This window comes from Nocardia acididurans (assembly GCF_016741815.1).
Classification (GTDB): Bacteria; Actinomycetota; Actinomycetes; order Mycobacteriales; family Mycobacteriaceae; genus Nocardia; species Nocardia acididurans.
The window spans coordinates 133,236-148,035 of sequence record NZ_JAERRJ010000009.1; the positions used below are offsets into that span (position 1 = coordinate 133,236).

Annotated in this window: 17 protein-coding genes; 8 read left to right on the top strand and 9 right to left on the bottom strand. The window is 67.2% G+C overall.

Annotated features, from left to right (window positions below; all coding sequences use genetic code 11):
• Positions 1-21 precede the first annotated feature (21 nt).
• A complete protein-coding gene (locus JK358_RS23785; RefSeq protein ID WP_201950665.1) occupies positions 22-597 on the top strand; it encodes an RNA 2'-phosphotransferase in 576 nt (191 codons plus the stop codon).
• Here JK358_RS23785 and JK358_RS23790 read toward each other — a convergent pair.
• Positions 563-919, bottom strand: coding sequence for a hypothetical protein (locus JK358_RS23790; protein ID WP_201950668.1), 357 nt, complete (start codon positions 917-919; stop codon positions 563-565). The two genes, JK358_RS23785 and JK358_RS23790, sit on opposite strands and share 35 nt — an antisense overlap.
• A 191-nt stretch (positions 920-1,110) precedes the next feature.
• On the opposite strand from JK358_RS23790, the gene JK358_RS23795 reads away from it, so the two are divergent.
• Positions 1,111-2,148 carry an AraC family transcriptional regulator gene (locus tag JK358_RS23795; protein ID WP_201950675.1) on the top strand — a complete coding sequence of 346 codons (1,038 nt, stop codon included), beginning with the start codon at positions 1,111-1,113 and terminating at the stop codon, positions 2,146-2,148.
• Between the two features lie 7 nt (positions 2,149-2,155).
• On the opposite strand, the gene JK358_RS23800 is transcribed toward JK358_RS23795, so the two are convergent.
• The 4 genes from JK358_RS23800 to JK358_RS23815 form a co-directional block, all read right to left on the bottom strand.
• Positions 2,156-3,736: an alkaline phosphatase D family protein gene (locus JK358_RS23800; protein ID WP_201950679.1), complete on the bottom strand. Its 1,581-nt coding sequence runs from the start codon at positions 3,734-3,736 to the stop codon at positions 2,156-2,158.
• Positions 3,737-3,868: 132 nt separating this feature from the next.
• A complete protein-coding gene (locus tag JK358_RS23805) occupies positions 3,869-4,801 on the bottom strand; it encodes an AraC family transcriptional regulator (RefSeq protein WP_201950681.1) in 933 nt (310 codons plus the stop codon).
• Positions 4,802-4,857: 56 nt separating this feature from the next.
• Positions 4,858-5,790 (bottom strand): NADP-dependent oxidoreductase, encoded by a 933-nt coding sequence (locus JK358_RS23810; protein WP_201950683.1) that lies wholly within the window; start codon positions 5,788-5,790, stop codon positions 4,858-4,860.
• A gap of 117 nt (positions 5,791-5,907) precedes the next feature.
• Positions 5,908-6,144: a glutaredoxin family protein gene (locus JK358_RS23815; protein ID WP_201950685.1), complete on the bottom strand. Its 237-nt coding sequence runs from the start codon at positions 6,142-6,144 to the stop codon at positions 5,908-5,910.
• A gap of 107 nt (positions 6,145-6,251) precedes the next feature.
• Between JK358_RS23815 and JK358_RS23820 the strand changes: the two genes are divergently transcribed.
• On the top strand, positions 6,252-6,476 hold the full coding sequence (locus JK358_RS23820) for a DUF433 domain-containing protein (protein WP_201950687.1): 225 nt from the start codon (positions 6,252-6,254) through the stop codon (positions 6,474-6,476).
• Positions 6,477-6,539: 63 nt separating this feature from the next.
• Entirely contained in the window at positions 6,540-7,535 is a 996-nt protein-coding gene (locus tag JK358_RS23825) for a CAP domain-containing protein (protein WP_201950690.1), read from the top strand.
• Between the two features lie 157 nt (positions 7,536-7,692).
• Here JK358_RS23825 and dmpG read toward each other — a convergent pair whose 3' ends face one another.
• Genes dmpG through JK358_RS23840 form a run of 3 tightly spaced genes read right to left on the bottom strand, consistent with a single transcriptional unit; the run spans position 7,693 to position 10,487 of the window.
• Positions 7,693-8,742: a 4-hydroxy-2-oxovalerate aldolase gene (dmpG, locus tag JK358_RS23830; RefSeq protein ID WP_201950702.1), complete on the bottom strand. Its 1,050-nt coding sequence runs from the start codon at positions 8,740-8,742 to the stop codon at positions 7,693-7,695.
• 12 nt (positions 8,743-8,754) lie between these two features.
• Positions 8,755-9,660: an acetaldehyde dehydrogenase (acetylating) gene (locus JK358_RS23835; RefSeq protein WP_201950705.1), complete on the bottom strand. Its 906-nt coding sequence runs from the start codon at positions 9,658-9,660 to the stop codon at positions 8,755-8,757.
• 41 nt (positions 9,661-9,701) lie between these two features.
• Positions 9,702-10,487, bottom strand: a complete 786-nt coding sequence (locus tag JK358_RS23840) for a 2-keto-4-pentenoate hydratase (protein WP_201950708.1) — start codon at positions 10,485-10,487, stop codon at positions 9,702-9,704.
• Between the two features lie 143 nt (positions 10,488-10,630).
• On the opposite strand from JK358_RS23840, the gene kstD reads away from it, so the two are divergent.
• Both kstD and chsH3 read left to right on the top strand, forming a co-directional pair.
• The gene (gene kstD / locus JK358_RS23845; protein WP_307817699.1) at positions 10,631-12,343 is read left to right on the top strand and encodes a 3-oxosteroid 1-dehydrogenase; all 1,713 of its coding nucleotides are present in this window, start codon (positions 10,631-10,633) and stop codon (positions 12,341-12,343) included.
• 255 nt (positions 12,344-12,598) lie between these two features.
• Positions 12,599-13,462: an enoyl-CoA hydratase ChsH3 gene (gene chsH3 / locus JK358_RS23850; protein ID WP_201950718.1), complete on the top strand. Its 864-nt coding sequence runs from the start codon at positions 12,599-12,601 to the stop codon at positions 13,460-13,462.
• On the opposite strand, the gene JK358_RS23855 is transcribed toward chsH3, so the two are convergent.
• Positions 13,453-13,914, bottom strand: coding sequence for a hypothetical protein (locus JK358_RS23855; RefSeq protein ID WP_201950719.1), 462 nt, complete (start codon positions 13,912-13,914; stop codon positions 13,453-13,455). The genes chsH3 and JK358_RS23855 overlap by 10 nt on opposite strands.
• A 228-nt stretch (positions 13,915-14,142) precedes the next feature.
• Between JK358_RS23855 and JK358_RS23860 the strand changes: the two genes are divergently transcribed.
• On the top strand, positions 14,143-14,337 hold the full coding sequence (locus JK358_RS23860) for a type II toxin-antitoxin system VapB family antitoxin (protein WP_201950720.1): 195 nt from the start codon (positions 14,143-14,145) through the stop codon (positions 14,335-14,337).
• Complete coding sequence (locus tag JK358_RS23865; protein WP_307817700.1) at positions 14,334-14,756, top strand: PIN domain nuclease; 423 nt, start codon at positions 14,334-14,336, stop codon at positions 14,754-14,756. Before JK358_RS23860 ends, JK358_RS23865 begins: the two co-directional genes overlap by 4 nt.
• Positions 14,757-14,800: the final 44 nt, after the last annotated feature.

Here is a 14,800-nt window from a genome sequence, read left to right on the forward strand (position 1 = left end):
GGCCTCTGATTCACTCTCCGCATGGACGACGCACGACTGATCAAGACCTCGAAGCGGCTGTCCTATCACCTGCGCCACGCCCCGGGGGAGATAGGACTGGAGCCCGACGCGGCGGGCTGGGTGGGCGTGAGCGAGTTGCTCGCGGGCCTCGCGGGGGCGGGACGAAACCTCAGCCGCGCCGATCTGGACGAGGTGGTCGCTCGAAACGACAAGCGCCGCTTCGAATTCGACGTCTCCGGCACGCGCATCCGCGCCAGCCAGGGCCACAGCATCGACGTCGAACTCGACTATCAGGTCTCCGTCGCACCGGACCTGCTCTATCACGGCACGGTGGCCTCGGTCCTGGGCCTGATCCACGCCGAAGGCCTGAAACCCATGCGGCGGCACGCCGTTCACCTCTCGGCGAGCTACGAGACCGCCGTGCGGGTCGGCGCGCGGCGCGGAAAGCCCGTGGTGCTGACCGTCGATGCCGCCGCCATGCAGCGCGACGGCTACGAATTCCACGTCAGCACCAACGGTGTCTGGCTGGTCGCCGCGGTACCGCCGGCCTATCTAGCCCCGTTTACTGCAGGGCAGGAGGCATCCGGCACGGTTTGATGCGCCCCGCGTCCACCAGCACTCGGAACGCCGAGGCTTTGCGGGGGCATTCGGCGACCGGGCAGTCGCGGTGCCGCTGCATGGTGCGGTGCGCCTCCTGCACGGTGAGCTCGTGATCGGGCGCTTGATGCGACCAGGTCGCGGGGTCGGAGAGCGCGGCGGGGGAGTCCGCCGGAGATGCGCTGCGCTCGTTGATGATTCGTTCGCGAATCCGATCCACCGACAATCTGTCCGGATCGCGCCGAGGTTGCAGGCTCACGATGGTGACACTCATGATCGCGAGCATTGCGAGGGTGGCCGTGAACACTTGCCAGGCGGCCATTGGTTCACCTTCTCCGTGTTTCGGTTGTAGAGGGCCTATCGGGTGTAGTTCGCTAGACATTCACTGTATGACCGAAATTGAGGTTTCCGCCAGTGTTTCGCAGGTCAGAAACAGGCGAATTTCGGCCTATTTCAGGAACTTACCTGCCGGTTTCGGGGTTCCGTACGCCGAAAGTTTGCGAAGATTCCCCAGTGACGGACGGTCTCGCGCAACTTCGCTCCATCACCAGTGCGGCCCTGCTGGTCGAATTCGCCAGAGGCCGCGACATCCCCCTGAAGGCCCTCTTACGCGATACCGGAATCCGCGAACCCGATCTGATCGATTCCACCGCGGAGATCACCCTCGGCCAGGAGCTGGCCCTCATGCGCAATGTCGTCACCGGTGTCGGCGACGAACCCGGCATGGGGCTCATGGCCGGCCTGCTCTGCCATCCACCCAGCCTCGGCGTCCTCGGATTCGCCCTGATGAGCTGCCCCACCGTCCGCGAGGCGGTCGGCCTGGCCCTGCGCTACGCCGACCTCTCCTTCACCGTGGCCCGCCACACCCTGGTCCTCAACGAGAACGAGGCCTCCATCGTCCGCGACGACAGCGCCGTCCCCCGGGGGGTGCGCCGCTTCGCCGTGGAACGCGATGTGGCCGCCATCTGGACCATCCAGCAGGACGTCATGCCCATGCGGCCACCCATCACCCGGGTCGCGGTCGCCTTCCCGCCGCATCCGGTCTACGAGATGTTCGGCGCCATGCTCGGCGTGGAGGAGGTGGTGTTCAACGCCCCGCGCTCGGTGGTCACCGGCCCGCTCAACATCCAGGATCTCCAACTGCCGCAAGCGAATTCGGCCACCGCGCGCTTCTACGAACAGCAGTGCGCCGACCTCGTGCAGCGCCGCAAACGCCGCCTGGGCATCAGCGGCCAGGTCCGCAAACTCCTCATCACCCGCGGCGGCATCGCCGACCAGGCCCGCATCGCCGCGGATCTCGACATCAGCGTCCGCACCCTGCGCCGCCGCCTCGCCGACGAAGGCACCACCTTCCGCGAATTGACCACGGAGACAGTCGGTCTGATCGCCGAGGAGCTACTCATCACCGGAATGACGGTGGAGCAGGCCGCGGTTCGCCTCGGCTACGCCAGCGTCTCTGCCTTCACCTCGGCGTTCCGCTCCTGGAAGGGGCAGTCCCCGGGCCAGTTCGCGCGGGAGAACCGGGGCCGGGTCTCGGCCCGGGTCTCCTGACCGGGTGTCACACCGGGTTGAGGCCCGGACGTCCATCCTCGATGACGAAAGAGGCCCTGGTCTCCACCGGCGCGCCTTCCCTGGAGACATAGGGCACGGCCCGGAAATCCGCTCGCACCTCGCGCGGGCTGATCCGGGTCCGCACATAGCCGCGGCGATTGTTGAAGAACCGGATGTGCGGGTTGCCGGGCAGCACCGCCTCCACATCCGGCCGCGATTCGGTCCCGTCGCCGCCACTGGTGATCGACGTGGCCACCAGCTCGGTCCCGAGCGTGGCCGAGCCCGGATCGTCCCAGCGCTGCTTGATGTCCGCCGCCCACGCGGCATGCACATCCCCGGTCAGCACAACAGGATTGCGCACCTTCGCGTCCACCCATCCCTGCACCACCCGATCCCGATTCGCGGCATACCCGTCCCACGCGTCGAGATTGTTCTTCTCACCGGCCCCCGGGTCCAGATCCAGCTGTGCGAAGAACACCTGCTGCCCCAGCACATCCCAGCGCGCCCGGGACTCCCGGAAGCCGTCCAGCAGCCAGCGCTCCTGTTCGGCTCCGGTGATGCTGCGCGCACCGTCGGTGCGCGCCGGGCAGCTCTTCAACCCGTCCCCGCACGCTTGATCATCCCGGTACTGCCGGGTGTCGAGCATGTGAAAAGTAGCCAGATCGCCCCAGTGCAGCCGCCGATACAGCTGCAGCGCACCATCGTTCGGCATCGACGACTTCCGCAGCGGCATGTTCTCGTAGTACGCCTGGAAAGCCGCCGCCCGCCGCCGCGCGAACTCCGGCTGCGGAATCTCCGGCTTCTCGTACACCAGGTTCGCCCAGTTGTTGTCGACCTCATGGTCGTCCCACACCACCGCCCACGGCGCGATCGCATGCGCCGCTTGCAGATCCGCGTCCGTCTTGTACTGTGCGTGCCGCTGCCGATAGTTGGCGAGCGTCTCCGTCTCCGGCCCCGCATGCCCGCGCGGATTCCCCTCCGGCAGCGTGTACACCCCCGCCTGATACTCGTAGATGTAATCCCCAAGGTGCAGAACGAGATCCGGATGTTCCTCGGCCAGCCGCCGATAGGCCGTGAAGTACCCGTGTTCGTACTGCGAGCAGGACACGAAGCACATCGTCATCTCGCCACCGGTCCCACTCCCGTTGTCCGGCAACCCCGTCCCCCGCGCCGGCGCGGTCCGAGTCCGCCCCGCTGGCGACACCTGCCCCTCGGCCCGGAACCGATAGAAGTACTCCGCCCCGGACGACAGCCCCTCCACCTCCACATGCACGCTGTGCGCGGATTCCGCTGCGGCATCCACACTCCCGCGGCGCAGCACCTTCCGGAACTGCTCGTCCTCCGCCAGCTCCCACTCCACCGCCACCACCCGCCCCGGCATCCCGCCGAGCCCATCCTCGGCAAGCGGCTGCGGCGCGAGCCGAGTCCACAACACCACCCCATCGGAAGTCGGTTCCCCCGAAGCCACCCCTAGCGTGAACGGCTCCGCGAGCGCGGTCTTCTTCGTGCGCCCACACCCCGCGGCCAGCAATCCGAGCGCGGCAACCCCACCCACCAGCGCGTCACGTCGAGAGATCCCACCGGACATAGCCCATCCCTTCTCGCAATCACCCCATCGCACCATCGCAGAGTGACAACCCCGCCGCACCTGAACGAACACTTCCCATTCGCCGCGGGATCTGCTGGGGGGCCGCCGTCCGGGCCGGCTGCTCCTGAGCGGTCAGGCAGCGGGGCGGGCGTGGCGGCGGTATCGGCCGGGGGCCAGACCGTATTCGCGTTTGAAGGCTTTGCCGAAGGCGAATTCGGAGGTGTAGCCGCACCGGGTGGCCACCGTGCTGACGGGGAGGTCGTCTTCGCGGAGGAGGCGGGCGGCGGTGGTGAGACGCCAGCGGGTGAGATAGGCGAGTGGGGGTTCGCCGACCATGGTGGTGAAGCGTTTGGCGAAGGCCGCTCGGGACAGGCCGGAGCGGTCCGCGAGGGATTGCACCGTCCAGGGGGTGGCGGGAGACTCGTGCATGGCTTCGAGGGCGGGGGAGATCGCCGAATCCTTCAGGGCGGCAGCCCATCCCACCGTTTCGGAGGCGGGCTGGTCTTCGATCCAGGCGCGGAGGATGTAGAGCAGCAGGGAGTCGATCAGGGCGGGGACTATGCCGCCGGTGCCGATGCGGGGGTTGTCGAGCTCCGCGCCCAGCAGGTGGATGGCGGCGGCCAGTTCGGGATGGCGGCCGTGGCGGGCGGGGAGGTGGATGAATTCGGGGAGTTGACGCAGCAGCGGGTGGGGGCGCGCGCCGTCCAGGTGGTAGTTGCCGCACAGGAGGCTGGTGCGCGGGCCGTCGCCGCCCAGGGAGACCGCGCCCACCGGTGGCTTCGCGATGTACTGCTCCGGAGTGGGGAGGTGCGCGGGGGTGTCGGGGTGGTCGGCGAGGATGTGACCGGCGCCGTCACGGATGAAGATGACATCGCCCGGGCCGAGGGCGATGGGGGTGGAATCCTTGTCGGACAGGATGATCCAGCAGGTGCCGTGCAGGACGACGTGGAAGCCCGCGCCGAGAACCTCGGGCAGCAGCATGGCCCACGGGGCGCGGCCGTCGGTGCGCACCGAGGACGGCGCGCCGGTGCGCATCGAGGCCAGCGCCTCCGTGAGGACATCCATTCCTGTTCTCCTGCTCTGGTATTCGCGGATGCCGAGGACCGGCCGCCGCGCCGTGTTCAGTCTTCGCGCACCGCGAGAACGACCTTGCCGACCGCTCGGCCGGAGCCGACGATCTCGTGGGCTCGGCCCGCCTCTTCCAAGGGGAAGCTCGCGGAGACGTGCGGGCGCAGCCTGCCCGCGTCCACCAGCTCCGAAATCGCTTCCAGCGCGGCGTAATCCGGTTCCACCGAGACGCCGGCGAAACGGCGGCCCGCGGCCCGTACGGCGGCGGCGCGTTCCGGGTTCATATGCTCCATGATGCTCACCAGGATGCCGCCCGGCTTCAGTACCCGCACCGATCGTTCACCGTCGGCATTGGAGTCGAGGACGATATCCAGATCGCTCAGCACCTCGGTGTAATCCGTGGTGCGGTAGTCGATTACCTCGTCCGCGCCCAGCGAGCGCACGAAGTCGTGCTTGGCCGCGCTGGCCAGGGCGATCACGTAAGCCCCACGGGCCTTGGCGATCTGGACGGCGAGGTGGCCGACGCCGCCCGCCGCACGGTGAACGAGCACCCGATCGCCGGGGCCGACATTCGCCTTGTCGACCAGGCCCTGCCAGGCGGTCAGCGCGGCCAGCGGCAGGGCGGCGGCCTCGATGTGGTTGAGCGACTCGGGTTTCCGCGCCACCTGCCGGGACGGCGTGGCCACGTATTCGGCGTACCCGGTGGCGGCGCGCGGGAAGAACGGCATCCCGAACACCTCCTCGCCGATCTCGTAGCGCGCACCCGGCCCCACGGCCTCGACCACGCCGGAGATATCCCAGCCGACACCGAACGGCGGCGCGCCCAGCAGCGGGAGGTAGCCCGCCCGCACGGCCACGTCGACCGGGTTCACGCCGCTGGCGTGCACTCGCACGAGCACCTCGCCCGACAGCAGTTCCGGCTTCTCGACCTCCGCGACCTCGAGCACCTCGGGGCCGCCGACCGTCTTCTGAATCACCGCGCGCATTGCCTGCTCCCTAGCCTTCATTCCGTTGAACTTGTTGCCGTCAACGTTAGAAAGCCGCAGGAAGACTTTGAATGCCTTCGAGTCTCCAGTTTTTGTCTCTACGTCTTCGAGTGCAGACTACAGCCCCAGGGCGGCTTTCAGTTCCGCATTGGTCGGCTCGACCAGCACCGTCCCGCCCGGCAGCACGATGACCGGAATGTTCTTCCGCCCGGAGAGCTCGACGGCCCGCGCCCGCGCCGCCTCGTCGTGTTCGACGTCCACCTCGGTGAAGGCCACCTTGTTCTCCCGTAGCCAGGTCTTCGCGCGGCGGCAATCTCCGCACCAGTCGGCCCCGTACAGCACGATGTCGTCCATGCCGATCGACAGTAGAGGACCGGCCGCGCGGTTCCCTCGGCCCAACCCTCAGACGCCGGTCACCGCGCCCTCATAGTGCGGTAACAGTCGGGCCGTAGGGTCATGGCATGTCCAAACTCGAGCGCATCGTGTTCGACCCGGAAGTCTGCGGCGGCAGACCGGTGATCCGCGGTTCGCGGTACCCGGTGGATTTGCTGCTGGACCTGCTGTCGGTGGGCCTGCCGGTCACCGAAATCCTCGACGACCATCCCGAACTGAACGCCGACGACATCCTCGCCGTCATCGAATACGGCGTGCTCGGCGCGTACCGGCGCTCGTTGGTCCCTCATTAGAAACTGATTCGCTCCCGGCGGGAACCTGTGTGCAACTTCCCAACCAGCACAAGGAATCCCACCGTGAAGCTCTCGACCACCGCCGCCGCAGCCCTCGCCGTCGCCGCCGGCGCGAGCCTGTTCGCCCTCCCGGCCGCACCGGCCGCAGCGCTCACCAACTGCGAGGTCGACACCGCCGCCCTCGCCCTGAACCAGGACGAGCCCGACGTCTTCGACGCCATCAACGTCATGCGCGCCGAAGCGGGCCTGCCGGCTGTGACCCACAGCGAGGTGCTCGCCCGCCCGTCCGAATGGGCCAGCAATGACAGCGCCGACCGCGGCCGGGCCCCCGCCGATCACATCGACACCCTGGGCCGCGGCATCCAGACCCGGTTCACCGAATGCGGTGTCCCCGCGGCCTCCGCCATCGCCGAAATCAACTACTACGGCACCTCCGGCAACCCCACCGACGCCATGAACTTCTGGGCCAATTCGCCCACCCACAAGGCGATCATCCTCGACGGCGGCCTCACCCAGGTAGGCGTCTCCGCCATCTCCCAGAACGGCAGCCGCTACTGGACCGTCACCTTCGCCTCGGGCGTCTCCGGCGGCACGGGCGGCACGCAACTCCCCGCCTCGACCACCCGCGACAACCTCACCGCCGCCCAGCACCAGGCCGCCTTCGACGACCTGACCGCCCAGGGCTACCGCCTCACCGACATCACCGCCACCGACGGCGGCGACCCCCGCTACTCCAGCACCTGGACCCGCAACGACGGCCGCTCCTGGCAGGCCCGCCACGGCCTGGACTCCGCCGCCTACCAGTCCGCCTTCGACGACCTGAACAACCAGGGCTACCGCCTCACCCTGGTCCGCGGCTACGAGGTGAACGGCTCCTCCCGCTTCGTCGGCATCTGGGAGCAGAACGACGGCCGCCGCTGGCAGGCAGGCCACGACATGACGGTCACCGACTACAACAGCCGCACAACCCTGTTCACCCACCAGGGCTACACCCTGGTCCACGAGCACTACTACACCGTCCACGGCGAAACCCGCGTAGCCGCCATCTGGAACGGCTGACCACCCGGCCTACCCCGCGAAGGTCAGCCTCCGGCAACAGGATCACGAAACGGGACCGGGCCGGGACCGCTGGTGCGGTCCCGGCCCGGCCGGTTGCCCCCGAAGCTGGTTGTCCCTCCGAGCTCAGGCGGCTAACCCAGGGTAACAACCGGACATATCACGCGGTGGCGGTTGCCTCACGCTGCAGTTCCAGGGCGATGTCGATGAGCTGATCCTCCTGGCCGCCGACGAGTTTGCGCTTGCCGGCGCGGACGAGCATTTCGGCGGCGGAGACGCCGTAGCGCTCGGCCTGGCGTTCGGCGTGACGGAGGAAGGAGGAGTAGACGCCGGCGTAGCCCATCATGAGGGCCTGGCGGTCGAGCAGGCACTCGGACGGCATGGCCGGGCGGACCACGTCTTCCGCGGCGTCGGTGACGGCGAAGAAGTCGACGCCGGTCTTGATGCCGAGCTTGTCGCAGACGCCGATGAACGCCTCGACGGGCAGGTTGCCCGCGCCCGCACCGAAGCGGCGTGCGGAGCCGTCGATCTGGGTGGCTCCCGCGCGGACGGCGTACACGGAGTTGGCGACGGCGAGGCCGAGGTTCTCGTGACCGTGGAAGCCGACCTGAGCGTCGTTGCCGAGTTCGGCGACCAGAGCGGAGACGCGGTCCGAAACCTGCTCCAGGACAAGCGCGCCCGCCGAGTCCACCACGTAGACGCACTGGCAGCCCGCGTCGGCCATGATGCGGGCCTGCTTGGCCAGGTTCTCCGGGGTGGTGGAGTGGGCCATCATGAGGAAGCCGACCGTCTCCAGGCCGAGATCCCGTGCGAGGCCGAAGTGCTGGATGGAGACGTCGGCCTCGGTGCAGTGGGTGGCGATGCGGCAGATGCTCGCGCCGTTGTCCTGCGAGATCTTGATGTCTTCCTTGACGCCGACACCGGGCAGCATGAGGAAGGCGATCTTGGCCTGCTTGGCGGTCTCCGCGGCGGCCTTGATCAGTTCCTGCTCAGGGGTTTTGGAGAACCCGTAGTTGAACGAGGAACCGCCGAGGCCGTCACCGTGCGTGACCTCGATGACCGGGACGCCCGAACCATCCAGGGCGGCAACGATATTGCGCACCTCGTCCACGGTGAACTGGTGGCGCTTGTGATGCGAGCCGTCACGCAGCGAGGTGTCGGTGACGCGGACGTCGAGTTCGCCCGAGAAGGGCTTCAGGATATTGCTCATTGATGAAACTCCTTACACCCGAGCGGAGATGATCTGGTCGGCCAGCACGTCGCCCACGCGGGTGGCGGCGGCGGTCATGATGTCGAGGTTGCCCGCGTACGGCGGCAGGAAGTCGCCCGCGCCCTCGACCTCGACGAAGATCGACACCTTCGCCATGCCACCCGAAACCAGTGACGGATCGTCGAACTGCGGGTCGTTGAGCAGTCGGTAGCCTGGCACGTACTCCTGGATGGACTTCTCCATGCGGAAGATGCTGTCCGCGATGGCATCCCGATCGGCGTCCTCGGGGATGGCGCAGAAGATGGTGTCGCGCATGATCATCGGCGGCTCGGCCGGGTTCAGGATGATGATGGCCTTGCCGCGCTCCGCGCCGCCGATGGTCTCGACGCCCTTGGAGGTGGTCTTGGTGAACTCGTCGATGTTCGCGCGGGTACCGGGACCGGCCGACACCGAGGACACCGACGCCACGATCTCGGCGTACTGCACCGGCACGACGCGGGAGACGGCCGCCACCATGGGAATCGTGGCCTGGCCACCGCAGGTGATCATGTTGACGTTCGGCGCGTCCCGCAGCGAGTCCAGGTTCACCGGCGGAATCACCGCCGGGCCGACCGCGGCCGGGGTGAGGTCGACGGCGCGGATGCCCGCGGCCTCGTACTTCGGCGCGTACGCGCGGTGCACGTAGGCGGAGGTGGCCTCGAACAGCAGGTCCGGCTTCTCATCCAGGGCGAGCAGCCAGTCCGCGCCCTCGGCGGAAGTCTCCAGACCCAGCCCGCGCGCCCGCTTCAGGCCCTCGGAATCAGGGTCGATGCCGATCATCCAGCGCGGCTCGATCTTCTCCGAGCGCAGCAGCTTGTAGAGCAGATCGGTGCTGATATTGCCGGACCCCACGATCGCGGCGGTGACTTTGCTGGTCACGTTGTTCTCCTACTCGACGAGGTTCAGCTGAAACGGCTGTGTCATTCGAAACGAAGGTGGACGGAACCGAGTCCGGCGAACTCGGCGGTGAAGTCGTCACCCGGGCGGGCGTCGATGGCGCGGGTGCAGGAGCCGGGCAGCACGATGTCGCCCTTCTTCAGGCGCACGCCGAAGGAGGCCACCTTGCGGGCCAGCCACGCCACCGCGATGGTCGGATCACCGAGCACGGCGTCCGAGCGGCCCTCGGCCACGACCTCGCCATTGCGGGTCAGCACGGCGTCGATCTTCTTGATGTCCAGCTCATGCGGCGCGACCCGCTCGGGCCCGAGCACCCAGCCCGCGGAGGAGGCGTTGTCCGCGATGGTGTCGCAGAGCCCGATCTTCCACTCCTTGATGCGGGTGTCGATGAGCTCGATGGCGGGCGCGTACGCGACGGTCGCCGCGAGCACATCCGCCTCGGTGCAGTCCTCGCCCGGCAGATCCGCGCCGAGCACGAAGCCGACCTCGACCTCGACCCGCGGGTACAGGTACTTGGACGTATCCACCGGAACGTCTTCGAAGACTTCCATTTCCGCGAGCAGGTGCCCGTAGTCCGGCTCGTCCACGCCCATCATCTTCTGCATGGCCTCGGAGGAGAGCCCCACCTTGTGGCCGATGACGCGTGAACCGCTGTTCACGCGCCCGCGAATATTGATGAGCTGGATCTCGTAGGCATCGACCACGTCGATGCCGGGATGCCGGGCGACCAGCGGGTCCAGCGGCACGCGGTCGCGCTCGGCGACGGCGAGTTCGGTTGCCAGTTCACTCCGTAGCGCGTCGGTCAGCACGCTGTGTTCCTTCCATAGAGGGCAAGGCCGATGGCCGTAGCGGTAACAAGCCTAGAAACTGAAACGAGTTTTTGTGAAGAACATCGCGTCAGTGGTCCCATCTGCCAGACCAACATAGACCAAACCAGGATTGATTCTATAACGTGTTCTACATGACTGATCGGGATTACGACGTGGTGGTGGTCGGCAGCGGTGCCGCCGGTATGACCGCCGCCCTCACCGCTGCTCACAACGGTCTGCGCGTGGTGCTCATCGAAAAGGCCGCTCACTACGGCGGATCCACCGCCCGCTCGGGTGGCGGCGTATGGATTCCGGGCAACAAAGCGCTCAAGGCCGCCGGTCGTCCCGATGACCGTGAACAAGCCCGCACCTACCTGCACAGCATCATCGGAGACGTGGTGCCCAAGGAGCGGATCGACACCTACATCGACCGCGGCGCGGAAGCCTTCGACTTCGTGCTCGAGCACAGCCCGCTGCAGATGAAGTGGGTCCCCGGCTACTCCGACTACTACCCGGAGGCCCCGGGTGGTCTGGCCGACGGCCGCTCGTGTGAACCGAAGCCGTTCAACGCCAAGATCCTCGGCGACGAGCGCTTCAACCTGGAACCGCCGTACGCCAAGGCGCCGCTGAACGTGGTCGTCATGCAGGCCGACTTCGTACGGTTGAACCTGATCAAGCGTCACCCCAAGGGCATCATGCGCGCCATGCGCGTCGGCGCGCGCACCTACCTGGCCAAGTGGACCGGCAAGCACATCCTCGGCATGGGCCAGGCCATCATCGCCGCCATGCGCAAGGGGCTCATGGACGCGAATGTGCCGGTGCTGCTGGAAACCCCGATGACCAAGCTGATCACCGACGAGACCGGCCGGGTCACCGGTGTCGAAGCCGTGCACAAGGGTGAAACCGTCGTGTTCAACGCCCGCTACGGCGTGGTGCTGGGCAGCGGCGGCTTCGAGCACAACGCGGAGATGCGCACCAAGTACCAGCGCCAGCCCATCACCACCGAGTGGACCACGGGCGCGGTCGCCAACACCGGCGACGGCATCATCGCGGGCATGGAGGCGGGCGGCGCGGTCGACTTCATGGAGGACGCCTGGTGGGGGCCGACCATCTTCAAGGGCGGCAAGCCGTGGTTCGCGCTCGCGGAGCGCAACCTTCCAGGAACCATCATGGTGAACGCCGACGGCAAGCGATTCGGGAATGAGTCCGCTCCTTACGTCGAGGCTGTGCACACCATGTACGGCGGCGAATATGGACAGGGTGAAGGACCGGGCGAGAACATCCCCGCCTGGCTGGTGTTCGACCAGCGCTACCGGAACCGCTACATCTTCGCCGGATTGCAGCCCGGCCAGCGGATTCCGTCCCGGTGGATGGAAAACGACTACATCGTCAAGGCGGACACCCTCGAGGAACTGGCCGCCAAGATCGGCGTCCCCGTCGAGAACCTGACAGCAACCGTCCAGCGTTTCAACGGCTTCGCCGCCACCGGCAAGGACGAGGACTACGGTCGCGGCAACAGCCACTACGACCGCTACTACGGCGACCCGACCGTGAAGCCCAACCCCTGCCTCGCCGCACTGGTGCAGGGCCCCTTCTACGCGGCCAAGATGGTCCCCGGCGACCTCGGCACCAAGGGCGGCCTGGTGGCCGACACCTCCGGCCGCGTCGAGCGTGAGGACGGCACGATCATCGACGGCCTCTACGCCTCCGGCAACTGCGCCACCCCCGCCATGGGCCACACCTACGCCGGACCGGGCGCGACCATCGGCCCCGCCATCACCTTCGCCTACCTGGCCGTCCTCGATATCGCCGAGAAGGCGAAGCAGGAGCAGGCCGCGGCGAGCAAGGCGTCCTGAACCGTCCCAACCCGGTTCAGGATCGGGTCGGGCGCGGACACAGGTCACGTTGGAGCCCTCGCCCGGCCCACACCCCCGCACCGGCGCTGTACCCATTACCCCGGCGCCGGTGCGGGACCCACAATCGAATCAGTCCCGCCGAGCGGGCCGACGGCTTGCGCCGGTTGATCGCCGCGCCGCACTATCGGCCCCGAGCGCGGGTCTCCCCGCGGGCACCCGTGGGTGAGCGCCCACCGACCTCACGAGGAGAGCTTCATGCCCATCGATCCGAGCATCGCCCTAGGCGCGCAACTGGAGTCCATCGACTTCGCCTGGACCCCCACCGACGTCCAGCACTACAACCTCGCCCTGGGCGCGGGCGCCCGCTGGACCGACCCCGCCGAACTGCGCTACCTCGACGACCGCAACCCCCAGGTCCTCCCCACCTTCGCCACGGTCGCCCCCTTCTTCCACGAGACCGAACCCCCGAAGGTCCAGTTCCCCGGCATCGACATCGACCTGGCCAAGGTCGTGCACGGCAGCCAGGAAGTCGTTGTCCACCAGCCCATCCCGTCCTCCGGCAAGGCCACCTTCGAACGCCGCATCAGCGAAATCTGGGACAAAGGCTCGGCCGCCGTCATCTGGCAGGAGCACACCGCCACCTCCTCGGACGGCGAACTCCTTTGGACCGCACGCTCTTCCATCTTTGCGAAAGGTGAAGGCGGCTTCGGCGGCGACCGCGGCCCCAGCTCGAAATCCGAACTCCCGGACCGCGCCCCGGATTTCGACATCCTCACCCCCACCCTCCCCCAGCAGGCCCTCCTCTACCGCATGTGCGGCGACCGCAACCCCCTGCACTCGGACCCCGAATTCGCCCGCGCCGCAGGCTTCCCCAACCCGATCATGCACGGCCTGGGCACCTACGGCCTCATCTGCAAGGCAGCCACCGACGCAGTCCTGGACTCCGACGCCTCCCGAGTAAAGGGTTTTCGCACCCGCTTCGCCGGCGTCCTCTACCCCGGCGAAACCCTCCACTCCCGCATCTGGAAGACCGCCGAAGGCGAACTCACCATCACGGTCACCGTCGTCGAACGCGAAGAGTCCCCGGTCCTCGCAGACGTAGTCCTCACCTACGCCTGACCGGTTGCCTTCGAGCGCCGCGCTTGGGTTGTGTCGAACGGGCCGCGTAGGCGTCGAGCCAACTCGGGGTCGGAGTAGACCTCCGCAGTAGATTGCCATTCGCGCAGAGCCCGCGAGAACGGCAGCAGCAGACCGGTTTCCGCACCTGCGAGCAGGTGATCCAGCAGCTCCTCGACGCACTGTGGCCGTGCGTCAATGGGAAGCCAGACCAGCCATGGGAGCTCCTCGGCGAACACTTCTTCGGCCAGGGCGCGGTTCGCTTTCGCGACGATCGCGAGCGAACGAGCGGCGAGGCCGAGTCCTTTGACCATCGCTTCGAAGCGCTCCGACCTCATGAGTACGAGGTTCTCCGCATCCCTCCGCTCGAGTATCACGTCAGCGTCATCCAACGCCGGAAACACGCTGGTCTGTTTGTTGATCAGCGTTGAGAACGGGAAAGTGCGGGTCGCCATGCCGCCATGGTATTCGAATACTTCGAAACTAGTTCGAAACTAGTTCGAAAGTTTGAGGCAGGCCTCTCGCGGGCTGTGACCGGGTAGCGCAGCCCGCAAATCACCGGCTTGCCGTGGCAGATGGACGGGGTGGAGGCCCGGTAACAACTTGACCAGTGCTGATGATCGTTTTTGGGTCATGGCGATATCATGAATGCGATAACGGGCGCATCCAGTCGGAGGTAGCATATGCGTACAACGATCGACCTAGCGGATGACTGGGAAGAGGCTGCAAAGGTGCTCGGAACCGAAGGTAAGACCGCAACTGTCAACGCTGCCATCAGCCGTGTGATCGCCGAACACCGGCGCGGTGAGGCCGCCAGCATTCTGGCCAGCGTGGAGCTCGACCTCGACGACGAGACCATGCGGGAGGCGTGGGCGTGAGCACTGCGGCGATCTATCTCGCCGATAAGAGCGCCCACGCGCAGCGCAGCCACAGCGAGATCGCTGCCAAGCGGTTGGACCGCGAAATCCGTAGTGGTCGTCTAGCTGTCTGCGAGATCGTTGCTCTCGAGCTACTCTATTCAGCTCGCAACCCTGGCGACTACGAGCGAGTCAACACCGCGCTCTCAGCGTTGCCGTGGGTGCACACCGGTCGCGAGGAGATGGAGCGTGCGCTCGAAGTGCAGCGGCTGCTTGCCAGGAAGGGGCAACACCGCCGCCCTCTTCCGGATCTCATCATCGCCGCTACCGCAGAACTTTCGGGACTGACAGTCCTGCACTATGACCACGACTTCGACCTGATCGCTGAAATCACAGGGCAACCGGTCGAATGGATCGTTGCTCGTGGAACGGGCGGCTAGCCAACGATAGATGTAGATGGGGCCCGGCACTCGATTGCCGGGCC